The organism is Streptomyces sp. NPDC008313 (assembly GCF_042956125.1).
Classification (GTDB): Bacteria; Actinomycetota; Actinomycetes; order Streptomycetales; family Streptomycetaceae; genus Streptomyces.
Window position 1 is genome coordinate 419460 of record NZ_JBIBFR010000001.1, and the last position, 24080, is coordinate 443539.

11 protein-coding genes and 1 pseudogene are annotated in these 24080 nt (G+C 71.0%); 2 read left to right on the forward strand and 10 right to left on the reverse strand.

Annotation, left to right across the window (positions count from 1 at the left end; translation table 11 throughout):
• Window positions 1–52: 52 nt before the first annotated feature.
• Both ACFY93_RS01905 and ACFY93_RS01910 read right to left on the reverse strand, forming a co-directional pair.
• Complete coding sequence (locus ACFY93_RS01905; protein WP_391352714.1) at window positions 53–1936, reverse strand: succinic semialdehyde dehydrogenase; 1884 nt, start codon at window positions 1934–1936, stop codon at window positions 53–55.
• Window positions 1937–2126: 190 nt separating this feature from the next.
• On the reverse strand, window positions 2127–3584 hold the full coding sequence (locus ACFY93_RS01910) for an AAA family ATPase (protein ID WP_391352716.1): 1458 nt from the start codon (window positions 3582–3584) through the stop codon (window positions 2127–2129).
• 408 nt (window positions 3585–3992) lie between these two features.
• Between ACFY93_RS01910 and ACFY93_RS01915 the strand changes: the two genes are divergently transcribed.
• Complete coding sequence (locus ACFY93_RS01915; RefSeq protein WP_391352718.1) at window positions 3993–4829, forward strand: hypothetical protein; 837 nt, start codon at window positions 3993–3995, stop codon at window positions 4827–4829.
• Window positions 4830–4959: 130 nt separating this feature from the next.
• On the opposite strand, the pseudogene ACFY93_RS01920 reads toward ACFY93_RS01915, so the two are convergent.
• The 3 genes and pseudogenes from ACFY93_RS01920 to ACFY93_RS01930 all read right to left on the reverse strand — a co-directional run.
• Window positions 4960–5244, reverse strand: a pseudogene (locus ACFY93_RS01920) (IS5/IS1182 family transposase); the annotation flags it as partial.
• Window positions 5245–5407: 163 nt separating this feature from the next.
• On the reverse strand, window positions 5408–5782 hold the full coding sequence (locus ACFY93_RS01925) for a hypothetical protein (RefSeq protein ID WP_391352720.1): 375 nt from the start codon (window positions 5780–5782) through the stop codon (window positions 5408–5410).
• Between the two features lie 133 nt (window positions 5783–5915).
• Window positions 5916–12263, reverse strand: a complete 6348-nt coding sequence (locus ACFY93_RS01930; RefSeq protein ID WP_391352722.1) for a polymorphic toxin-type HINT domain-containing protein — start codon at window positions 12261–12263, stop codon at window positions 5916–5918.
• Window positions 12264–12347: 84 nt separating this feature from the next.
• Between ACFY93_RS01930 and ACFY93_RS01935 the strand changes: the two genes are divergently transcribed.
• Window positions 12348–12713, forward strand: a complete 366-nt coding sequence (locus ACFY93_RS01935) for a hypothetical protein (RefSeq protein ID WP_391352724.1) — start codon at window positions 12348–12350, stop codon at window positions 12711–12713.
• Between the two features lie 27 nt (window positions 12714–12740).
• On the opposite strand, the gene ACFY93_RS01940 is transcribed toward ACFY93_RS01935, so the two are convergent.
• From ACFY93_RS01940 to ACFY93_RS01960, 5 genes are all read right to left on the reverse strand, one after another.
• Window positions 12741–14528, reverse strand: coding sequence for a protein kinase (locus ACFY93_RS01940; protein ID WP_391352726.1), 1788 nt, complete (start codon window positions 14526–14528; stop codon window positions 12741–12743).
• Between the two features lie 111 nt (window positions 14529–14639).
• Window positions 14640–16448 carry a protein kinase gene (locus ACFY93_RS01945; protein WP_391352729.1) on the reverse strand — a complete coding sequence of 603 codons (1809 nt, stop codon included), beginning with the start codon at window positions 16446–16448 and terminating at the stop codon, window positions 14640–14642.
• 194 nt (window positions 16449–16642) lie between these two features.
• The gene (locus ACFY93_RS01950) at window positions 16643–18475 is read right to left on the reverse strand and encodes a protein kinase (protein ID WP_391352963.1); all 1833 of its coding nucleotides are present in this window, start codon (window positions 18473–18475) and stop codon (window positions 16643–16645) included.
• A gap of 315 nt (window positions 18476–18790) precedes the next feature.
• Entirely contained in the window at window positions 18791–21412 is a 2622-nt protein-coding gene (locus ACFY93_RS01955; protein WP_391352731.1) for a protein kinase, read from the reverse strand.
• Window positions 21413–21745: 333 nt separating this feature from the next.
• Window positions 21746–23926 (reverse strand): protein kinase, encoded by a 2181-nt coding sequence (locus ACFY93_RS01960; RefSeq protein ID WP_391352965.1) that lies wholly within the window; start codon window positions 23924–23926, stop codon window positions 21746–21748.
• Window positions 23927–24080 lie beyond the last annotated feature (154 nt).

Genomic DNA, 24080 nt, shown 5'->3' on the forward strand with positions numbered 1-24080 from the left:
CAAGGCCGACGGCTGACCACTGGCCACTGGCCACTGGCCACTGGCGGCCGGTCTAACGGAGGCGGAGCGCCTTCATGACCCGGAGGCTGGTGCTCATGAACGCCGCGTACTTCTCGTCGTCCATGCCGAGGGACGGCGCCATCGGCAACAGCCGCTGGTGGGCGACGGTCTGCGCCTCGGTGTACTTGAGGATGCCCTCGGAGCCGTGCCGGCGGCCGAGACCGGAGTCCTTCATGCCGCCCATGGGCGACTGGGCGCTTCCGTACGCGGGCGCGTAACCCTCGTTGACGTTGACGGTGCCGGTGCGCAGCCGGGCGGCGACGGCACGTCCGCGCCGGCCGTCCTTCGTCCAGACGGACGAGTTCAGGCCGTACGACGTGGAGTTGGCGGCCTCGACGGCCTCGTCCTCGGTCGTGAAGCGGTAGATCGAGACGACCGGTCCGAAGGTCTCCTCACCGCAGACCGCCATCGGGGCCTCGACCCCGTCGAGGATGGTGGGCTCGAAGAAGTACGGGCCGATGTCGGGCCGGGCGACGCCGCCGGCGACGAGGGTCGCGCCCTTCGCGACGGCCTCCTCCACGTGCCGGGTGACCGTCTCCAGCTGCCGCTCGCCGACCAGCGAGCCCATGTCCGCGCCGTACGCGAGGGACGTACCGAGGCGCATGGCCCTGGTGCGGGCGGCGAAGCGCTCGAGGAAGGCGTCGGCGACGGACTCGTGGACGTAGAGGCGCTCGATGGAGATGCAGAGCTGGCCGGCGGAGGAGAAGCAGGCGCGGACGGCACCGGCGGCCGCCTTGTCGAGGTCGGCGTCCTCCAGGACCAGCATGGCGTTCTTGCCGCCGAGCTCGAGGGAGACGCCGACCAGGCGGGCGGCGGCGCCCTGGGCGACCTCGCGGCCGGTGCGGGTGGAGCCGGTGAAGGAGACGTAGTCGGCGTGCTTGACGATCTCCGGACCGACGACCGGGCCGTCGCCGAGGACGACCTGGAACACCTCGGCGGGCAGCCCGGCCTCGATGAGCAGGTCGCGCGCCCACAGGGCGGTCAGGCAGGTCTCGGTGTCGGGCTTCATCACGACGGCGTTGCCCGCGGCGAAGGCGGGCAGGGCGTCGCCGACGGACAGCTCCAGCGGGTAGTTCCAGGGCGCGATCTGGCCGACGACGCCGCGCGGGTGGCGCAGCTCGCTGACGCGGGTGAGTGTGGGGACGGCGCCGGTGTGCCGCTTGGGCTTGAGGTAGGCGGGTGCCTTGCGGCCGTAGTGGCGGGCGGCCACGGCGACGGCCTGGACCTCCTCGTGCGCGTGCAGACGGGCCTTGCCGGTCTCCAGCTGGATCAGATCCAGCACCTCGGCCTGCCGGGCGAGCACCAGGTCGTGGAAACGCAGCAGCACGGCGGCGCGCTCCCGCACGGGGGTCGCGGCCCAGACGGCCTGCGCGGCGCGGGCCCGCTCGAAGGCGGTGGCCACGTCCTCGGGGGTGGACTCGGGCAGGTCGGCCAGCTTCTCGCCGGTGAACGGCGTGTGGTTGGCGGTCCGCCCGGAGCCGACGACACCCTTGGTGAGCTGCGCGACCAGCTCGGGCGTGACCACGTCGGCGGCGGTACGGGCACCCTGCGGGGCGGGCGCGAGGGGGTTCGTACCGGCCGGGGTGGGGGTCCCGGCCGGGGCGTGGGAAGCGCCGCCACCGGCACCGGCCGCGTCAGCCGTCCCGGCCGCGTCAGCCGCATCGGCGCCGGTCGTATCGGTACCGACCGCGGCAGCCGTCCCGGCCGCGTCAGCCGTCCCGTCGGCTTCGGCGGTCCCGGCGGCGTCAGCCGTCCCGGCCGCGTCGGCGCCGGTCGTATCGGTACCGACCGCGGCAGCCGTCCCGGCCGCGTCCGTACCGGTCGTGTCCGCGGTGGTGCTGTCCGTGGCCTGCTCGGGGGCCTGCGAGTCCGTCATGCGCGCAGGGTATGCCGGTCGCGACCTTTTGGGTACCCGTCGGTAACAGGCTTTCACGCGGCACACACACCACGCCAGTGATCAATGGCAGCAAAGCTCCTGATCAGCGGGGTTACACCTGCCACTCGCCGCGGCCCGGCGTTATCCCCGTACCTCGAACTGTCAGCCGCCGCCACCCCCGCAGGACCCGCTACGCGTTCCACGCGGCGAGCAGGTCGTCCGGCTGCCAGCACGCCGCGAGGTCGTCGCGCGTCCGGGCGTCGGGAGCGGTTCGGGTGACGGCGACCGGCACGGCACGCTCCGCGCCCGGCACGTGGCGCGCGTGTTCCCTGAGCTCCGCCAGATCCCGCCCGTCGAAGGGGGCGTCGTCGTGCCACTTCACCGATCCCACGAAGTGCACGGCACCGGCCACGGGGCCGGCGTCCGCGCCCACCAGGTCCACCTCCGGGTTGTTCTGCCGGTTCCACCAGCCGCCCACCTCGAAGACGTCGGGGAAAGCCGCGTCGGGCAGCAGTCGGAGGAGCGCGTCGCGCACCACCGGCTCGATCGCCCGGCCACGCCAGGAGGGCCAGGACTTCTGGATCCGGGCCAGGGACTGCGCGCCTCGCTCTCGCTCGGCCTGCGCGACCGCGTTCTCGAGATGCGCGAGCCAGAAACGGAGATAGGTGTCGGCTATCCGGTACCGCTTGAGCTTCGGGGCGGGGCGGTCGGAGAGCGGCATGTCGACGGCCACGATCTTCTTGGCGTCGACGAGTTCGGTCAGTATCGGAGCGAGGGTCCCGTGCGCGAGGGGCTGACCGCCCGTGCCCCCCGTACTGGCCGCGATCCCGGAGAACGTCCGCTCACCCGACCCGATCGCCCGCAGCACCCGACCCGCCTGCAACCGCGCCGGGAACTCCGCCGCGAGCGAGCGCTCTCCTGTAGTCAGCAGCACCGAGGACGGGTCCTCGAGCTGCCGCGCGAGGTAGGAGGACAGCTCCTCCCCGGGCCGCCAACCGGTGACGACCTCCGGGAACCCGCCGGTGACGAGGTAGGCGTCGAAGGCGGCGGCGGCGTCCAGTTCCGTGACGTCGCGCACGTCCGCCGGATTGAGCGGGCCGACCGTGTACTGCCCTGCCCGGCCGTAGAACGGATGGTCGTAGGAGGTGAGCCGGTCCATCATGGCCAGGTCGGACCCCAACAGCAGCAGGAACACCGGCTTGGCGGACAGATGCATGTCCCACGCGGTCTTCAGCGCCGCGTCGAATCCGGGGTCGGTTTCGGCGAGCCAGGGAACCTCGTCCAGTACGAGGATCGAGGGTTCCCGAGTCGGCAGCGCCGCCGCGACAGCGGCGAGGGAACGCACCCAGTCCTCGGGGGGCGCCGCATGGCCGAGCGCCCCCGCGTGTTCCCGCAACCCTTCCCCTTCGGCCACGGCATCGAACAGCGCCTGCCGGGCCAGCGGCGCGGGCTGGCTGCGGGTCGCCTGGAAGAACGCGTACGGAACCCCGGACCTCGCGCAGAACTCCTGCACCAGCCGGGTCTTTCCGATCCTGCGCCGCCCCTTGAGGACCAACGCCTGCCCGGGACTGCCTCCGGTCGGCGAGCGCACCTTGCCGAGCCATGAGTCAAGGATGCGCAACTCCCGCCGACGCCCTGTGAAGGCCATCGCACTCTCCCGCCGTCGGAGCTCCCCTCGGAGCCATAAAGTAGGGTTGCCGCAAAGTAGGGGTCATTCCTACTTTACAGCGCCGTGCAACCGCGGGGGCTCGGCCCCTACCTCAGGACCACCCCAGCTCGCCAGGCTTGACAGCGCGAATGGCAGATTTGGGCCACATTCAAAGGCCGCATTCGGGGCAATTCCCGTCGCCCGAGTGGCCCATGTCTGCCAATCTCCCGGCGCCGGAAGGTGGTCTCCGCAGCGAGAGAGCGCATGGCGCGATACGCCAAGGGTGTCCTTGACGTGCCCTTGACCACTACCCCATGCTCCCGTCCACCTCAAGATCACGGACGATCGGTCTGCCTCGGCTCGGCCGGGGCCCCGATCCGCGTACCGACCGAAGGAACCGTTCCGAAAATGAAGAGACTCGCACTGTCGCGCACCGGAACTGCCATCGCGGCCTCCGCCTTCTCGCTCGCCCTGGTGACCGGCTGCTCCGACAGCGGGTCGGACTCGGGTTCGGACAGCAAGCCGTCCAGTGCCTCCGCGGACAAGGGCTCCTCGGCCACCGGCACGGTGCTGAGCAAGGGCGAGTTGAAGAAACTGCTCATCACGGCGGAGGACGTCGACGGCTTCAAGGTCGAGTCGACCGGTAAGAGCGAGCAGTTCGCGTCGAGCAAGGACGACATCAAGGTCAAGGACGAGAAGTGCGCGCCGCTCGCGTACGTGTCCACCGGGTTCTCGCCCGGTGACTCGGCCGCGGACGTCAACCTCATGGCCACCGAGGAGGGGAAGCCGGCCCCTGCCGCGACGTCCACCAAGAAGATGGAGGACATGACGGACGAGGAACTCGACGCCGCGATGGACGCGGCCACCGACGCCCTCGGCGGCACGGTGACGGTCGTCTCGCTCTCCTCGTACGAGGGTGGGAGCGCTCAGGACACCATGTCCGCGGTGAGGGAGGCGGTCAAGGGCTGTACGGGCGGGTTCACGGCGACGACCGACGGCGAGACGCAGAGATTCACCAAGGTCGAGGCGGAGAAGGCGTCCGGCATCGGCGACGAGTCGGTCGCGTTCGCGGTGACGGCCGACGCGGAGGGCGAACCGGCTCTGGTCCACGGCGAGATCGCCCGCCACGGCAACACGATCGCCACGTACTACTCCCTGAGCCTGGCCTCCTTCGCCGGCAAGGACGCCCCCAAGTACGACATCCCGAAGGACCTCATCAAGGCCCAGGCGGCCAAGCTGGACTGAGCCCGCCCGTTCCCACTGGCACCCGCCCGAGCCCCGCCCTCCGGCGCCGCAGGGCATTCACTATCAGCCCTCCGATAAGCAGGTTCGTGCGGCCCTACGTCTCCGCATAGTGGCACACGAGGAACCGGTCGCGGTCGAAGCCGACGGACCTGCCGCCCTGGCTGCCTCTACGTCGCCGGTTGGCCCGCTGATCCTTCGGTTCCGGGATCGTGTGCCGGATGCGGCGTCTTCGCAGGTAACAGCGTTTTCGGCGGGAGCTGTTGTCTTGTCGCCGCTGACGTGGTCGGGCCTGGTTCGAGGCCGCCCGCCCAGCGGCCGGGGGGGGGACATAGTTCCGGTCCAGGACTTCAACCAGGTGAGGGGCGTCGCCCCGCTGACCTGGCGTGCGCAGGATGGCCATTGGGCGGCAGCCGCCCCCCGACCCATGACCGGACCAACGAGCGACCGGTCAGAAAGGGCACATGATCCGCCGAACAGGCTCTAATCGCCCTTCCAGCATCGGGGACGCAGCCATTCCATTTTGAAGCGTGAGCGAGCGGTGGCGGGAAGTCGATCATCCATAGCGGCCGCAAAATACATTACAATTCCCGCAAGCCGATAGTTACCGCCTCCGCCAGTTCTAGCCGGTCAAGCCCGACGGTGATCTCCACCCTGCTGGAACTGACCGGCAACTGCAAGTAGGATTCATCTCCGATGATGTCCGAAATTTCGACAATCCTGGTCGGGCACGCAATAACACCAGAGAATGCGACCGTTTCCGACTCTACAAGAACACCCTTACCGATTCGCACCCGAACCTGCCCGAAATCGCCATGGATAACCGTAACGGTCACACATGTTTCATTGGCCGAGACGGGTCCAAGGCCTGGATCTGCGTCCGGGATATCCCCATCGCCACCTACCGCCTCAATCTTCAAAATCCCCCACGGCACATTCGCCAAGAATTCTTCCATCTGCACTTCACCTTTTACCCTTTACCTGAGGCCGCGAAACGAGTCGGAGACCCCTCCCGCAGTCTTTTACGCGAGCACGAGGCGACCCGCGCCGCCTGTCACACCACCCCAGGCGACGCACGCTTACTCTAAATCACAAGTCCGTGTATGGATTGATATTATCCCGCTTCATTTGCGCTGCCGCCCTTCCTTGAGCCGCACTACATGCCATGCACTGCGGGAACAGCTGCTGCTCAACACTACGGTCTACGAATGTCGAGACCGGTTGATGATCCTTAACCCACGTTCCCGCCGGATATCCGGATGTCTTCGTCCCACAAGTATGACACCCGTACATGTTTCCATTCACGTTTGTCTGGTTAATTTCGGCCGGCGTCCACGAACGACCCTGATTACGTGCTGGAATCGTGCCTCCGGCATGCTCACCGGGAAAGAAGAGCTTGCACGCATCCCCGTACCCGCCCTTCTTTCCGCCGATGTTGTGTACGAGTACTGATGCATCCCCCGCCAGCACATAGTACGTGTGCAGGTCACTGACAGTGAGATTGTGAACAGTGGCCGTCGGCGCGCTCCAGCGCTTGACCGCTGTGATCTGGACCCATGTGCCCGCGCTCGTGCTCAGCCACTCACCCGGCTGGAGGTCAGTGGCCTGGAGCCATTCCCCGAGCTCCGGAACCCAGAAGGGATGCCCGTCGGTCGCGGTGACCGAAGCCGTCTTCGAGCCCTTCTTCCCGTCGACGTCGACGGAGATCTTGACCAGGTGCTTCAGGCCTGTGCCCTGGATCTCTGCCGTGACCGTCTCGGTCTTCGTTTCACCGGATTCCGGGTCGGTGGCCACGACCTCGTCGCCTATGTCGACGTCCTTGATCTTCTTCTTGCTGCCGTCGGCCATGAGGACTCTGGTGTCGGGCGTGAAGCTGTTGCACTCCTGGACTGCCTCCTCGGCCGCCCCCGCAGCCTTCTTGCTCTTTCGCCAGTCCTGGAAGCCGGCCCACAGCTTCTTGCCCAGGCCGACGATTCGCTTGGCCAGAGCGGCGGCCTTGTCCCAGCGGAGGAAGTACTTCTTGGCCAACTTGGCGAGCGGTCCGCCTCCCAGGAAGGAGGAGACCACGTTGAGCGCGGTGTTGCCGCAGGCGCCCAGGTTGCCTGTGGTGAAGCAGTCCAGCGCGTCCGTGATGCCGAGTTCGTCGGCGACGATCTTGGCGAGCTCCTTGGCGATGGCGATCGCCCGCTGCTTGTTCTCCTCCTCCTTGGCCCGGGCCTCGTCCGCCTTCTGCTGGGCGGGCGTGTAGTAGTCGCCCACAGAGACTCTGGGGCTGATGCTCCCGTTGCTGCCCGAGTTGTCGCGGGTGCCGACAGCCCCGGAGTGCTTCTTCGGGCCCGGGCCGCACTCGTCCCAGCCGCCTACGCAGTCCGCGAGCCGCAGACCCGAGGCGTCGCTGAAGCTGACCGGGCTGTTGTTGGCGTAGGCATAGCCGTTGATCTGCTGCGGGTCGTTGTAGTCGATGACCGGGTCGGCGGAGAGGAAGCGGCCCGTGTCGGAGTCGTACTCTCGTGCGCCCAGGGTCGTCAGGCCGGTGGAGTCCTGGATCGTGCCGCCCACGAAGCCCTTGTCGTTCACCCAGCCGGAGGACGAGGAGGAAGAGGAAGAGGACTCGTCGCGGGCGTTGCCGAACGGGTCCGAACGGCGGCGGGTCGTCTCGCCCGTCTTGGCGTCGATGGCCAACTCCGCCGTGCCCTGGTGGTCCGCGGCGAGGAAGTGGACGCCGTCCGCCTCCCGCATGGCGATCGTCTGGCCGCCGAAGGAGTAGTACCGGGTCGCCGTCACCTTGGACGTGGACTTGTCCAGGTGGAGTTCGGTGCCCGGCAGGTAGAGCGTCTTCTCCTTGGGCGTCTCCCGCATGATCCGCTCGCCGGACGCGTCGTACGTGTACGACGTCACCGTGCCGTCCGCGTTCGTGACCTTGGTCAGCTCACCCTGCTTGTCCCAGTCCAGGGACTGTGTGTCTCCGGACAGGACACGCGTCTTCGTGTTGCCGGACGCGTCGTACGTGTAGGTGTCCTGCGAGGTGACCTGCGGCGTGGTGCTCGTCGCCTCGGTCTTCTCCGTCACCGACGCCACGGTGTGCGGGCCGGAGTCCGTACCGTTCGGGCCGGATCCGTCGCCGTAGGCATAGGCGCGCGTCGCGGTGCCGGCGCCGTTCAGGCCGTGCCGGGTCTCGCTGGTTCGGTTGCCGATCGAGTCGTAGCCGTATTCCGTCCAGTACGGGGACACTCCGCCGACCGTCGTGGACGACGCCCCGGCTGTGCAGGCCGCGTCCGTCCCACCGGTGCCGGAGGCGTTGTCCGAGGACTCCGATGAGGTCCACGCCTCGGTCAGCCGGCGCAGCCCGTCGTAGCTGAAGCACTGTGCGTCGCCCGCGCCCGTGCCCGGGGTGTCGGCGATCGAGCGGATGTTGCCGATGTCGTCGTACGTGTAGCGCGCGTCGTAGGCCAGAGTGGTGGCGCCGCCCGGCTGGACGGTCGCGTGGGTGAGGCGGTCCGTGCCCGCCTCGTACGCGAAGCCCAGCGTCGACTTGGGATCGTTCGCTCCGCCTGTGGTCAGCTGGAGCGTCTGCAGCAAGGACGTCGCTGAGTAGGAAGCGCTCGAGACATAACTCAAGCCGCCCAGCGAGGTGGTCAGACCGACGGGGCGTTGCAGGCTGTCGTACTGGTAGGAGAGAGACTCGGCGGACAGGTCACCCGCGGCCGGGAGCCCTTGTGCTTTGGCGGTCGTATCGTCGTTGTACTGGGCGGTGTACTCGTAGGTGCCGCCGAGTTCGGGTTCGGCCGTCTTGGACAGGGTGTACTTCGTCTGGGTGGGCTTGTAGTCGTTCCGCTCGTCGAGTTTCGGGTACGTGACCGCCGAATAGACGGCGCCGTTCTTGTACGTGTAGGTCCCGTACAACTCGCCTCTGGCGATCGTGTCGTACTTCGTCACCGACAGCTTTGTGCCGGTGTCCGCCTCGCCCTGCCAGGTCGACACAGGGCGGTCCAGCGCGTCGTACACGGTGGATGTCTTGTCGCCGTTGACGGTGACGGACGTCTGCCGGTCCAGCGCGTCATAGGTGTAGGACGCCGTGCCGGTGTCCGGGTCGACGGCGGTCTTCGCGCGGCCGAGCTGGTCGTACGTGTACTTCCAGGCGTTCCCGGCGTCGTCCCTGACCCCGGACAGCAGGCCGGCGTCCGTGTAGTCGTAGGAGGTGGTGACCGCGTCGCCGCCCGACGGGTACGCGATCTGCGTCGTCGTGCGGTCCCGGGCGTCGGTGACGACGGTGGTCTTCGTGCCGCCGGAGGGCGGCGTGGTGGTCACGCGGTCACCGCCGTACGCGTACGAGGTGCGGTACTTCTCCGCCCCCTTCACCTTGAAGACGGAAGCCGTGGTGCGGCCCGCGCCGTCGAACTCCGTCACCGTCTGCGCCTCAAGGCTCGCGTTGACGGGTTCGAAGAGCGAGGAGGACGGGGCGCCGGTGGTGTAGTAGGTGTCGTTGGTCTTGAACACACGGCCGGAACCGTCGTAGAGCGTGTCCGCGACCAGGCGGTTTCCGTCCGGCCCCTCGGTCTGCTCCTGGCGCGGGCGGAGCAGGCCGTCGTAGAGGGACCACTCGCTGCCGTACGAGGTGCCGTCGTTCTCGATCTTCTGGGTGTGGACGGCGGTCGGACCGCTCTCACCACGGATCAGGTACGCGTACTTGATGGAGGCGCTCAGGCCGATGCGGTCCGGCAGCCAGACGGAGGCGAGCCGGCCGAGGGCGTCATAGGCGAGTTCGGTGCGCTTGCCGTTCTGGTCGACCTTCGCGGTGGGCAGGCCCCGCTCGGGGGCGTACTCGGTGGACGTGGTCCAGCCGAGGGGGTTGGTGACGGTCGAGCGGGTCGCGAGGCCGTTCGTCTCGGTATAGGTGGTGGAGGAGGTATAAGCCGTGGGCGAGGAGTAGTTGGAGGCGTCCTTCACCACGAGCGGACGGCCGTAGTCGTCGTACGTCGTGACGGCCGTCGTCCGGTAGGTAGCCGTGGTCCCGTCGTGTGACGCGAGCTGCCGGGTGGTGGTCTGATTTCCCTTGGTGGGGGCGGCGCCCACGGTGGAAGTGCCGTCGTACAGGGTGAGGTCGTCGGAGATGACCTGGGTGGCACGGTCGGGGGTGGTGGCGCAGTCGACGCTCACCTTCTCCACCCGCGCCACGTAGGAGTACAGGTGCAGGCTGCTGTTGTCGGCGTAGGTGGTGCGAGTGCACTCGTTGTCGGTTGCCCCCACCTCACCGTCGTCGTCGACCTGCGTGGCGCGGCCGGTAGCGGTGTCATACGTGGTGGAGGAACGTGTGTGGCGCCAGCCGCCGGAGATGAGGGCGGTGTAGGAGTCCGTCGAACCCGGCCGGACGTAACGCGCCTTGTGTGTCCCCCAGTCCGCGGCGTGTGTGGCGGTCACCTCGGTCCACGGCACGGTGACCGATTTCTCGGTGACGTCGGACCCGTTGTAGGTCAGCGTCTCCAGTTCCTGGCCGGCCTTCCAGTCCGAGTCCTCGTACGAGGTCCCGTTGGAGTCGGTCACGGTCGCGGAGCGGGAGTCACCGCTCGCGTCGACGTCACCGTCCAGGCCGCGGAAGAAGATGTGTTCGGTCTTCGTGTTCGCGTCGGAGACAGTGCCGTCCGAGGTCTCGACGCGCACCTTTCCGTAGCCGCGCCAGTCACCCCAGGTCCGGTACTCGGCCTTGGTGATCCCGTCCGGCTTCGCCTTCCGCCAGCCGGCGTCGCCGAGGTAGGTGTACGAGGTGACCTGGTCGGCGTTGCCCCCGGTCAGATCCTGTTCCGTGACGGAGGCGACGACGTACTTGTGAAACCAGTCGAGGATCGGGTCCTCTGCACCCGGTGGATTCCACTTCACCGGGAAGCACCGCTTGGTCGATGAGTCCTCGGCGGGCAGGTTGCTGGTGGTGCACTGCGGATCTGCGTAGTTGACGCTGAGCACGCCGCCGGATTCGTTCTTCACCGAGGAGAGGCGGAAGCGGTAGAACGGCTGAAGGTTGTCCCCGGACTTGTCGACACGGTTGGCGAGTTGCTGCCCACCGAGCACGACGGAAGGCACGGAGACGTCAGTACCCGGCTTGCCGGTGTGGTCGATGCCCTTGAGCCACAGCGACTTGGAGCCGTCACCGTTGTCGGTGTAGTCGTGCGCGAGACTCCACTCGTCGACGGCGCCGAAGGACGAGTCGCCGGTACGGATCTGCGTGGTGACCTTGGTCAGCTGCCTGCGGGTCCAGAACGTCGGGGAGTTCTGGCCAGGGCACTTGCTGTCGGCCTTGCAGTTCTGGTCCCAGGGAACGTCCGGCCAGTCGGCGGCCGTGGAGTCGGTGAGGTCGCTCGCCTCGCAGTCGGTGAGGTCGCCGATGCAGCGCTCGGCGGTGGTGAGGACGACGCGGGCGGCAGGCTGCGTCGAGTACACCTTGCCGGCGCGCTGACCGTAGTCGATGCGCTTGAGGTAGCCGCCGCGGACGTACGCCTTGCCGTTCTCGGTGGTCTTCAGACCCTGCGTGTAGTGGTTCGTCTCCTTGCCGTAGTAGTACGACATGACGTTGCCGTGCGGGTCGATGACGTGGTCGAGGTTCCAGCGCCAGGCCTGTGTACAGAAGGCGTCCGCGAAGGTGGCGTCGTAGCAGGGTTCGCCGGAGTCGTCGCCGTAGACGGGCACGGTCCAGGTGGAACCGGTGGTCTCGTTGCCGCTCGCGTAGCCGGGCAGCTGGTTGAGGCCGAAGAAGTACTGGGTGCCGTCGGCGGTCGTGACCTTCCAGTACTCACCGTTGTTGTCGCCATTCGTGGTGCCGGTCAGGTGCTCGACCTTGGAGTTGTCGTCGCTGCTGATCCGCCAGTCGCCGGTGGTGTCGTCCTTGATGATCTCACCGGAGGTTCCGCCTGTGAGAGCGAGCGTGGCGTTGTCGAAGGCCCAGCACTCGTCACCGTTGGTGTCACCGTGGCCGTCTTCGGCGCACGGCTTGTAGGTACGTTCGATGTAGCCGGGGTCGAATGAGAATCCCTGGCCGATCCAGGAGCCCTGGTTGTTCGTGGTCGCCGTCTGGCCGTCGATGGACTGCGAGTTGTAGCTGAGGCCGACCGTGGGCTGGAGACCGCCGGGAACGGGCGGAGCGGTCATCGGGTACGACCAGGTGAAGGCGCCCGAGCCGGCGTCGACGCCCCACTCCGATGACGGAGCCAGCCCCGTCGCATTGAAGTCGCCTCCGTCGCCTCCGGTGTCCGCCGTCGCGGCGAGGACGGTGGCTGTGCCGGACGAGGAAGCAGCCTTGGCCGAGTCGGCTGTCAGGAGCTGAGCTGCCGTACCGGAGTCGTCACCGGGGGCACTGACCGTCGCCGTCAGGGTCTGCTTCGCGGCGTTGTTGCTGCTCTTCAGGTACGTGGGGGTGGAGCACTTCTTCTTCTCCGGCGTGATCAGCACGCACGACGGGTACTGAGCGAGCCGCGGCCGGGTTCCGTAGGCGCCGCCGTACGCATCGGCGAAATCCGCATAGTCGAGCGTGACTTGAGCCGGACCCTTGGCAGCGTCGCCGTCGGCGCGGGCAACGGGGCCGCGCTGCTCGGTGTCTCGCGCACCGAGGGCGTGCCGGGCTTCGAGGTGCCGTTGACGGTCACCGCCGGTCGGCGGTTGGCCGGCCGGCTGGCATCCCTGCCCGGGCAGGCGGGCTCGGGCAAGGTGGTGTGGGATGTGTCGGTGCGCCCCAGCCGGACGGCGGAACCGATCCGTCTCGGACGGGTCGCCGACGACATCGTGGACCGGAAACGGACCGACAAGTATCCGAAGGCGGCGTTGCCCGGTCCGTCCGGTGAACCGGTGGACGTGCGGCCCTTCTTCACCGTCACCAACGACCTCGCGCTCAGCGCCGGCTGACGGGCCGGAGCTGTCCGGCCCTGTCGGTCAGAGCCTGTCGATGTCCAGGTTCTCGATCGCCGTTCTCGCGACCTCGCGGCCGCGGGAGGTGAAGTCGCCCTTGCCCGGGTAGCTGATCGTGAGCTTGTACATGTCGCCCTTGGAGGTCTTGTAGTAGAAGATCTTCAGCTCGCGGGGCAGGGGGTTGTCGCTGTCCGTGGTGGTGTAGGCGACGGTGTTCTCGGCCGAGGGCCTGCCCTGGTAGGTGGTCTCGTCGGGGGTGGTCTCCGGGCCCTGGGGCATTCCGTAGTCGTAGGCGCCGCTCTTCTTGAACTCGCCCTCGTCCGCGTACATCTGCGCCGCCGCCGACGCCTTGATCTCGCCGGCGGTGTCCTCGGACTTCTTGGCGAGGTGCAGGTTGACCGAGATCGCGCCGCTCAGGTCGGCGTAGCTGACCCAGTTCTTGTCGGAGTCGGTCGTTCCGGGCAGGTGCCGCTTGTAGCCCTCCGGTACGGCCAGCGTCACACCCAGCGCCTTCTGTTCCTCCTGCTTCCAGTGGTCGGGCAGCGGGCCCGCGAACGGGTCCGCGACCACCAGGTACGCCGCCACCGCCGCCGCGACGACCGCCGCACCCACGCCGAGCAAGGTCTTGCGGCCGAGGCGGATGCCCCGGCCGCCCGCGCCGGGGACCGCGACATGGACGACCTGCGTCTCCTTCGGCGGCTGCGCGGCCTCCTCCAGGAGCCGGCGGACCCGCGCGGCGTCCGGGCGGCTCGCCGGGTCCTTCGCCAGCAGGCCGTTGATCGCCTCGGCGAGCGGTCCCCGGGCCGACGCCGGGGCCGCCGGGGTCGCGTTCAACACGGACTGGAGCGTCGCCGGGGTGTTGGTGCGGCGGAACGGTGAGACCCCCTCCGTCGCCGCGTACAGGACGACGCCCAGCGACCACAGGTCGGACGCCGGGCCGGGCCGCTGGCCCAGCACGCGCTCCGGGGCGATGTACTCGGGGGAACCGACGAAGCCGCCGGTGTCCGTCAGGTTCGTCTCCCCCTCGATCTGCGCGATGCCGAAGTCCGTGAGGACGACGCGGCCGTGGCTGCCGAGCAGCACGTTGTCCGGCTTGACGTCCCGGTGCAGGATCCCCGCCGCGTGCGCCGCCTCCAGCGCGCCCAGGACCTCCAGGCCGACCTTCGCCGCCTCTCGCGGACCGAGCGTTCCTTCCTGGAGCGCGGCACCGAGCGAGCGGCCCCGCACCAGCTCCATCACGATCCACGGCTGCCCGGCCACGACGGCCACGTCGTGGACGTTCACCACCGCTGGGTGGTCGAGCCGCGCGGCGGCGCGCGCCTCGCGGCGCATCCGCTCGAACGCGTTGGCGCGTTCACGCTCGGGAAGGTGGTCCGGAACGCGGGGTTCCTTCACGGCGACCTCACGGCCCACCGTCTCGTCCTTCGCCCGCCACACCGTGCCCATGCCGCCGGCGCCGAGCTTCGCGAGGAGCCGGTAGCGGCCCGCGATGAGCCGCCCCGTCCCCGGCTCGGGACCCTCGGGCGCCGGCACCGCCCGGGTGGGCGCGGCGTTCACCTGCGTGGGCTCGGCGGCCGCGCGCCGGGGGTCGGGTGCGAGAGGCGGCCGGCCGGGCATCGCCTGCGGCGCCGGCTGCTGGTCCGGCAGGATCCGGGTCGGCGTCGCGTACGGGTTGCCGGGGTGCGGTACGGCCGGCTGCCGCGCCGCGCCGGGTGTGCCCGCGGACTGCCCGGGGCCGCCGGGACGCGGCGGTTGCAGACCGAAACTCGTCGTCTCGTCCGGCCCGTACGGTGCTCCCCCGTTGTCGCTCATGCGTCCATCCTTATCGCGGCGGGCGCCCCGCTTCCAGCCTCGCCGCTTTCCGGTCACAGACCCGTGACGCACGACGTCCCTTATCTCACCTTTGGTCTCGAAGGCTCCGCCTCACCCGGCCGCGAACGTGTCCACCGCGACGTCGAAGTGCTCCTTCGCCTCACGCACCTTGCCGACCGGCGCGGAGACCCACACGTCGTACGTCCGCCCGTCCCACTCCCAGCACAGGTCGTACGTGTGCCGCGCGCCCTCCGCCTTGGTGAAGCCGTCCCAGGTGAACTCCCAGAGCGCCGCCGGACTGCCGCCGTGCGTGGTCCGGGTGACGCTGCCGTCGTGGTACCCCGGGTTACTGGACGGCCCCCCGGCGTGGGCCCGGCGCATCACCGCGAGCGGGCCGCCCGGCTCGCGGTCGGTCACCTTGACGCCGATGCGGAACGTCTGCCCCGGCGACATGTAGAAGATCCGCTCACCGCGCGCGTCCCGCGTGAACCCGTCGGGCACGGCGAGCGAGAAGCCGTTCGGGTCCCGCACCATGCGGTAGCCGGACGGCGCCGTGCGGGCGGACGCCCCGCCCGGTGCCCGCGTCGGCTGCCGGGTGACCGTCACGGTCGGGGTGACGTCGCTGTGCGTCGTACGGGACGGGCTGTGCGGCGCCGAGGACGTGGCCGTGATGCCGGGGCCGACGCCGTCGCCGCCCTTGTGCATCAGGAGGGCCGCCGCCGAGACGCCCGCGCCCGCCATCGCGGCGACCAGCGCGGCGGCCATGAGCACACTTCGCGACGAACGCCTCTCTGCCGGACCGCCGCCCGCGGAGCCCCCGGGGGCCGGGGCACCCGGGAAGCTCCCGGCCGACGGGACGCCGGGGGACGCGAGCGCCGCGGAGGAGGGAAGCGGACCGGGCGGGGACGCGGGCGCGGCCCGGCCGGGACCCGGGAGCACGGGCGGCTGGTTCGCGTCGCCCGGCCGCCTGTCCTGGGCGTCCCGGATCTCCCCCGGCCCCTGCGCGCCGCCGCTCTCCCCCGCCGCGGCCACCGGTCCTCGTACGTCCCGCCGCGTCGGCGTGTACCCGAGCGGCACCCGCGGCGTACGGCCGGTCGCGCGGAACGCCCGCAGCAGCCGCTCCGCCTCGACCGCGTCCAGCCGGCGGTCCGGATCGCGCTCCAGCAGCCCCCGTACGACGGGCAGCAGCGGTCCGGCCTGCGCGGGCGGGCGGATGTCGTCGACCACCACCGCGTGCAGGATGCCGCCCAGCGAGTCGCGCCGGAACGGCGATTCGCCGCTCAGGATCGTGCACAGCAGCGCGCCGAGCGACCACAGGTCGGACTCGGGTCCCGTCCTCGCCCCGGACATCCGTTCGGGTGCGGTGTACTCCGGTGAGCCGACGAACGACCCGGTCTCGGTGAGCGTCGTCGCCCCCGCGACCTGGGCGATCCCGAAGTCGGTGAGGACGACGCGGTCGGTGCCGGCCTCCATCAGGACGTTCGCCGGTTTCAGGTCCCGGTGCAGGACGCCCGCGTCGTGGGCGCGGCGCAGCGCGCCGAGCAGGCCGATGCCGATGCGGGCGGCCTCGGAGGCGTCCACGGGTCCGTGCGCGGAGATCCGGTCGGCGAGCGAGCCGCCGGTGATCAGCTCCATGACGATGTACGGGCGTTCGTCGTCCTCGACCACGTCGTGGACGACGACGATGTGCGGGTGCTGCAGCTGGGCGACCGCGCGGGCCTCCCGCAGGGTGCGCTCGCGCTGCTGGCGGGCCTCGTCGGCGGAGAGGGTGTCGTCGAGGGCGAGTTCCTTGACGGCGACCTCGCGGCCGAGCAGCTGGTCGGTCGCCCGCCAGACGACTCCCATGCCGCCCCGGCCGATCCTGGCCTCCAGCCGGTACCGGCCCGCGATCACACGGACGTGCTCCCCCTCGGTCCCCATGCGCCCATCATGCCGCAACGGACTCAGCGCTTCCGCGACGCCGCGTCCCAGGTGGCCGACAACCGACGTACCGGCGTGGCGCCTTCGGCGTCCGCCGCCCCGCGTCCGTCCGGGCGGGTGGCGGAGGCCGTCGCCCGCTCGCGGGACGCCGTCACCCCGAACCCGGGTCGCCGTCACCCGAACCCGGGACGCCGTCACCCGCTCCCTGGTCGCCAACTGCGCAGGACGGCGCCGAACTGCTGGCGTGTCTTGTCCCAGTCGGCCGCGGGGGACGACATGTAGATCGCGTACTCCACGCCGTCCCTGCCGACGTACGTCTCCTCGATGGCCCGGCGCGGGCCGGGATGCTTCGAGTCCTTGGCCAGGGCGGTCCAGGTGAAGTCCCACAGCGCACCCGGCCGGTCCCGGAACGTGTTGGGCGCCAGGCTGATCCTCCGGTACTCGTGCAGCCGCTCCAACTGCTGCTCCAGGTCCTGCTGGTGGGCGTACGCGCTGTCGAAGTCGGGCGAGTCGTCGATGGCGATGCGGACGAAGTGCTCGCCGTCGTCGGGCGTGTAGTCGACCTGGGTGCCGCCGGCCTGCCGCTTCCAGCCCTTGGGCAGCGCGAGGCTGAAACCCTGGGCGTCCTTCACGCGTACCCAGCCGTCGGGGACGGCTCCGGACGTCTGGAGGCCGTCCATCCCCTGGCTCGACTCCCCGGCCGCGCCGCCCTCGGCCTCGTCGGCCTCCGTGCCGGTCGAGGCGTGGGAGTCGCCGCGCCGGCCATCCAGGTACTGCGTGAGCACCGCGCCGCCACCGCCGACGAGCGCCGCCAGGACGGCCACGACGACGATCGTCCGGGCACGGCCGCGCTTCACGGGGGCGGGGGCGGGCGTGTGCGTCGCGTACGTCGGTGCCGTGTGCGCGGTGAGTGGTCCGTGCAGGGTCGAGCCGGGGGTGCCCTGCGAGGCCGGCGCCCCGCCGTACGGGGCGCCGTACGCACTGCCCTGCGTGCCACCGTGCGTGCCACCGCTCGTACCGCCATGGGTGCCGCCGTGGGCGCCGGCGTGCGTGTCGGCGTGCGTGCCGGCGGCCGTGGTGGGGTCGTGTGGCGTCGCCATGTATGGCCCCGTCCCACGGTGCCCGGCCCCATGGGGCGTCGCGCCCTGGGGGACGCGTCCGTGGTGCGAGGGCACATGTTGTGTCGGCACATACGCCTGAGCCGTGCTGGGCCTGCGGCCCTCCGCCGCCTCCGCGAGCATCTGCTCCGCCTCGCCCATGCCGGGCCGGCCGGCGGGATCCTTGTGCAGCAGCGCCGTGATCACGGGTTCGAGCGGGCCCGCGTACCGCGCGGACTCCGGCTCCTCGTCGACCACGGCCTGCATCGTCGTCAGCGGTGAGGTCCGCCGGAACGGCGACTTGCCCTCCACCGCCGTGTACAGCGTCGCGCCGAGGGCCCACAGGTCGGACGCGGGGCCGGGATCGTGGCCGCGCACCCGCTCGGGCGCCAGGTAGTCGACGGAGCCGACGATCTCACCGGTGCGGGTGATCGTGGTGTCGCCCTCGACCTGCGCTATCCCGAAGTCCGTGAGGAGCACGCGGCCGTCGTCGGACAGCAGTACGTTGCCGGGCTTCACGTCGCGGTGCAGCACACCGGCGGTGTGCGCGGCCCGCAGGGCCCGCAGCACCCACAGCCCGATGCGCGCCGCCTCGGCCGGTTCCATCCGCCCCCGGTCCTTGACCGCGTCGGCCAGGGAGCCGCCCTCGACCAGTTCCATGACGATCCACGGCCGGTTGTCGTGCTCCAGCACGTCGTGCACCGTGACGACGGCGGAGTGGTTGATCCGGGCGGCGGCCCGCGCCTCGGCGTGGGTCCGGGCGAGCAGAACCGCGCGGTCACTGTCCGTGACGTACAGAGCGGCGGTCAACTCCTTGACGGCGACCGCTCGGTGCAGCACCTCGTCGTGAGCGCGCCACACCCGGCCCATGCCCCCGCTGCCGATCGCGTCGACGAGCCGGTAGCGGCCCGCGAGCAGCAGGCCCTGCATCTGATTCACGTTTCCCCGCAATGGTGTTGACAGGGTCAGACTAAGGAGCGGCCCTCACCCAGGGAACGGGCGGGGCCGTACGGAGACAGCACTGTGACGCTTGTCCCTTCCGCGCCCCGCAGGGAACCGGGGAAGAACCCGGGAGAACCAGGCGGGTGACGGCCGGTTCACCCCGCATGACGCCCGCATGACGCCCGTATGAGGCGCGCACGACGCTCACTTGACGCTCACTCGGCAGTCATCCGGCGTCCGCGGGAGCCGGCGGGCGGGCTGACGCGGTGTCACTCTCGGTCAGCAGCCTGGACAGCCGGTCCGTCAGCCCGTCACCTGGTAGGTGGCCGAAGCCTGTTCGTACAGCCGGGTCACCTCGTCGCGCTCGGCCTCCGGGCCGCGCACCTGCACGACGTGGTAGCGGCCGCCGACGATCATCGCCAGGTTGCGTACGTACAGCTCGTGCCCCGCCGAGTCCTGCCACGTGAACTGCCCCTCGGCCATAGCGCGTCCTCCCACGTCGATGCGGCGCATGCCGCTGGAGGTCGCCCAGGTCGAGTCGCGGAACGGCTGCAGCTCACGCTCCGTCTCCCGCTGGTACGCCATCGGGTCGGAGCCGCCGTCGGCCGTACTGTCCCGGCCCGGTACGACGATCAGCTCGAAGTCGCCGTGCCGGTACACCACCTGACCGCGTCCGTTCTTCGGCGTACGGTCCCAGCCGTCGGCCACGGCCACCCGGAAGCCCTCGGTGTCCTTGCGGAGGGTGAAGCCCCGCGCCACGTCCGGGTCGGTGCTCTGCGTCCTGGTCGAACTGGACTTCCCGGAGGGGCTCTTGTCGTCGCCGGGCGAGCTCTTGTCCGTGTCCGGCCGTCCGCTCGCCTTTCCGTCGGCCCCCGCGTCGGAGGAGTGGCCCGGCGCGGGGCCTGCCTCACCGGCGGAGTCCGGGCGCCCTCCCGCCGCGTCGCCCGTACCGGACTTGGGCATGAAGACCATCGCGTACACGATCGCCGCCGCCAGGAGCAGCAGAACCAGCAGGAGCAGGTTCCTCCCCAGACGCCGGGGGCGGGCGGCGGCGTCCTGTCTGGCCCGCTTGTGGCGGGCGTGCGGGCTCGTCGCGGGCAGCTTGGCACGGCGTCTGCGGACCAGTTCGCCCCGGCGGCGCACGATCGGCAGCCGGCGCGGGTCGACCGGGGGCGCCGCTATGACGTGCGCGCCGGCCTCGGGTTCGGGCGCCGAGCGGACGAGCGAGCGCAGCCATCCGCGCAGTTCCTCGAAATCCAGGCGCTCCGTGGGGTCCTGACGCAGCAGCGACTCGACGACCGGCCGCAGCGGGCCGCACTCCTCCGCGAACGCGGGCGGCTCGGCGCAGACCAGCTGGACCAGCTCGGCGGTGTTCTCCTCGGGATAGGGCGCGTGTCCCTGCACCGCCCGGAAGAGCAGCGCTCCGAGCGCCCACAGGTCGGTCGCGGGGCCGATGGGCGCGGCCAGCTGCCAGTTCTCGTGCACGGGGCCGGCCTGCTCGGGTGCCCAGCGCTCGGTCACGGCGCCGACGACGGCCATCCGCGCCTGGCGCGCACGCTCGGCCGCGAGGGCGGTGGCGGGACCGCGACGCGGCGGCACCGCACCAACACCAACACCGGCACCGGCACCGGCACCGGGTACGGTCGCGGGTCCGGCTCCGGGCGCGGGTCCGCCGGGGCCGTGTCCCGGTACGGGGCCCTCCGCCACGCCCCGCCCCGGGCCGAGGGCGGCGAGGCCGTCGCTCCCGCCCGAGACCGCTCCGGGCCCGGGGCCGCCACCGGCGCCTTTGCGGGGGGCGGCTCCGTGCCAGTCGGCCGGGCGTCCCGCCACTCCGTAGGGGTCGGCGATCTGGCCGGGGGGTGCGGCGGCCGGGGCGTCCGACTCGGCCGGCCGGGGCGCGGGCAGCGCGGCCTGACGGCTCCGCTGCGCCTCGTGGACCCGGGCGGCGGCGCGTGCTCCTGCCCGGTAGGCGGCGATCGCCCCGGCGCGCGCGGCGCGCGCGTCGCCGCCCGCTTCGAGCGCGCGCTCGCCGGTGGCGGGTACCTGCCCGGTGGAGGGGCCCGGAACCTGTGCCGCACCGCCGGACCTTGCCTCGATCGCCGCGCGTCGCGCGGCCTCGGCGTCCGCTCCCCGGGCGTCGAAGGCCATCGCGCCGAGCGTCCCGGAGCCCGGACCGCCCGCCGGGATGCCGGGAGGAGTCCCGTGCGGGGCGCCGGGTGTGGCCATGGGTATCGCGGCCGCCCCGGCGGGTCCCGAGTCCTGCGCGCCTCGGCCGGCACCGGGGCCCGTGTTCCCGCCGTCCTCGTGGTCCGGGGCCGGGACGGGGTCGTAGCCGCACAGGGCCTCCTCGGCCGCCCCGGCCGCCAGGCCGGTCAGCACGATGCGGCCGTCGTCGCAGACCAGCACCGTGCGCGCGGTGATGTTCCGGTGCACCCAGCCGTGTGCGTGCAGGGCACGCAGTGCGGTGAGGACGTCGGCGGCGACCTCGGCCGCCCGGTAGGGGCTCAGCGGTCTCTCGGCGAGCAGCGCGGCCAGCGGCCGGGCGTTCACCACCTCGCTGACGATCCACAGCGAGCCGCCCTCGGCGAACACGTCGAAGACCTGGTCGAGCCGGGGGTGGTCGGGGATCTGCGCGGCGGCCTGGGCGGCCTCCATGGCGCGCCGCACGGCCGGTTCGGCGGGGCTGCGCGAGGCCCGCCCGGACGGCCGGCGGGTCCCGCCGTCCCGGGCCACGTAGCCCTCGGGCAGCCCGTCGGCGTCGAGCATCTCCGCTTCGACGACCTCGGGCAACGGCACCTGCCGGACCAGGACTTCCTGTCCGCTGTAGGTGTCGAAGGCGCGCGTCTCGGCCAGTTCGAACTCGTCGGACGGCGGCAGCGGCAGGCGGTAGCGGTCGGCGAGTACCCGTCCCGCATATTCGTCCACGATGCCTCCCCCGGCGGACCGGTGGTCAAATCCGTTCGCCTAGCGTCCCGTTGTGGCTGCGTACGGTTCTCAACCACTCACGATACGTGCCGGAGGCAACCCGCAATGAGGTGATGCGAGATGTCACCGTTCCGTTGCCGGGCCCGCCCGGTACAGCCCGGACGAACCCACCCGAAACCGAAGCCCGGAACCGCGGCGGAACCCGGGGAGCCGGCCCGGTACCGGACGCCACCGGCCCCCGGCACGGGACCCCACCGGCCCCCGGGTACGCCCTCGGGCCGCGGGACTTCCCCGAACCCCGAAACCACCTCGGTCCCCAGGGCTTCCCTAGCCTCAGAACTTCGGCTGAAACGTCTTCGTCAGCGTCCGCCAGGTGTCCCTGCGCAGGTCCTCGTCCCACTTGCCGGCCTTCGCGGTGTACATGATCCCGTACCCCTGATGGCTGTTGACGACGAAGCCCCGGTCCACCGACCGGTACTTCGTACCGCCGTCCACGTAGGTGAACTCCCAGTCGGCCGTGTTCCAGCCCCGATAGCCCACCTTCTCGATGCGGATGCGCTTGTACTGCGAGCGCACCATGTAGCGCTCCTGGTTCTTCCAGTCCGCCACCGGGTCGCTCTTGGGCGTGCTCGTCCAGCCGACCAGCAGCTTCTGGCCCTCGGGGCCGGTGAACCTCGCTCCCGCCGCGCCCGTCGACTGGTACTTCCAGCCCTTCGGCAGCCCGATGGTGAATCCCTGGCCGCTCTTGTACGTCGTCACCTTGGTGGTGCCCGACCCCTTGCCGTCGCCGCCCTGGGCGTCGTCGTCCTCGCCGTCGCCCGACGTGTCCGAGTCGGACGTGCCGTCGTCGCCCGTGGCCGCGCCGGCGTCCGTGCCCTGTGCAGCGTCGGTCTTGTCCCCACCGTCCGTACCGGTCCCGGCGCCGCCGCTCTTGCCGCTGCCGTCGCCCCCCGCGGTCGCGCCGCCGCGGGCGGTGGACGTGGACTTCGTGCCACCGCTCTTGGAGTCCCCGCCGCCGTCGCCGCCGTTCAGGACGAGCGCGAGGACCGCTCCTATCACGGCGAGCGCCACGACGACCGCGATGATCAGCAGCGTGCGCCGGGGCACCACGTCGGTGAGGGGGGCGCGCGGCGCGGACCGCGGCGGCGCGTCGGGCACCGGAACCGCCGGCCACCCGGACGTCCGCCCCGTCGTCGCCCTCGCCCCTCCGCCGGAAGCACCCGCGCTCCCGCCGGCGGCACCGGCCGCCGCACCGGCGGTACCGCCGTCAGCGGACCCGGCTTTCCCGGCGCCGGGCCCGGCCGCCGCGCCCGCGCCAGAGGCCGCACCGGCCGGGGCCGCACCCGCGCCACCGGTGCCGGCGGCGTCGGGAGCCTTGGCACCGGCGCTCCCGGCGCTCCCGGTGGTCGCCGCGTCCGTGCCGCCGCCCGTCCTGCTCCGTACGTTCGCCGCGGTCGCCGCACCCGCCGTCACCGCGGCCTTGCGCACGGAACGCAGGGCGCCGCGCACCCGCTCCCCGGCCTCCTCGCCCCGCTTGGACCCGGAACCGGACGCAGCCGTGCCGCCCGCCTTTCCGGGCTTGCGCGGTGTCGCGTCCGGCACCGGCGGCAGTGCCACGACCTTCGTCGCGTCCGGCGGCTCCGGACCGGATTCGTCGGCGTCGAGGATGTGCAGGACCTCGGTGAGCATGGCCCGCGCACGCCGCTCGTCGAGCCGCTGCTCGGGATCCTTGGCGAGGAGCCCGTAGATCACCTTCTCCAGCGGACCGGCGTTCTTCGGCTGCTCGACCGGCTCGGTCATCACCGCGGTGAGCGTCGCGATCGCGGAGCCCCGGTCGTACGGGGGCACTCCCTCGACCGACGCGTACAGCAGGCCGCCCAGGGACCAGAGGTCGGCCGCGGGGCCGGGCTTGTGGCCGCGCGCCCGCTCGGGCGAGATGTACGAGGGCGCGCCGACGAGCATGCCCGTCGACGTGATCGACGGGTCGCCCTCGACCTGGGCGATGCCGAAGTCGGTGAGCACCACCCTGCCGTCGTCGGAGATCAGCACGTTCGACGGCTTCACGTCACGGTGCAGGATGCCCTCGCGGTGCGCCGAGCCGAGCACGTCGAGGATGGCCAGACCGACCTCGGTGGCCCGCCTCGGGGTGAGCAGGCCGTCCTCGCGGATGGCCTCGGCGAGCGACTTGCCCTCGACGAGTTCCATCACGATCCACGGCCGGTCGTCCTCGTCGACCACGTCGAAGACGGTCACCGCGCCGTTGTTGCGGATCCGGGCAATGGCCTTGGCCTCACGCAGCGTGCGCGTGATCAGCCGACGCTTCTCCTCCTCGTCGACGCTCGACGGGAACCGCAGCTCCTTCACGGCGACCGTGCGGCCCAGGGTTTCGTCCTTGGCGCGCCAGACCGTGCCCATGCCGCCGCGGCCGAGAACATCCCCCAGCCGGTACCGCCCGGCGAGGAGACGTTCGCTCTTGTCCTGACGGGATGCTCCCGCCCGCTCCGCCTCCGACATGCGTCCCCTCATGCAACCCGCCCTGACAGAGCCACCATTGTCTCTCACGCGGCGACCGCTCGACGCCCAGGGTGCCCTCACAGGTGGCTCACACGGCGTCCACCTCCGGTCATCCCGCATCATGTGCGGGAGGAAGGCCGAAACAAGCACGGGC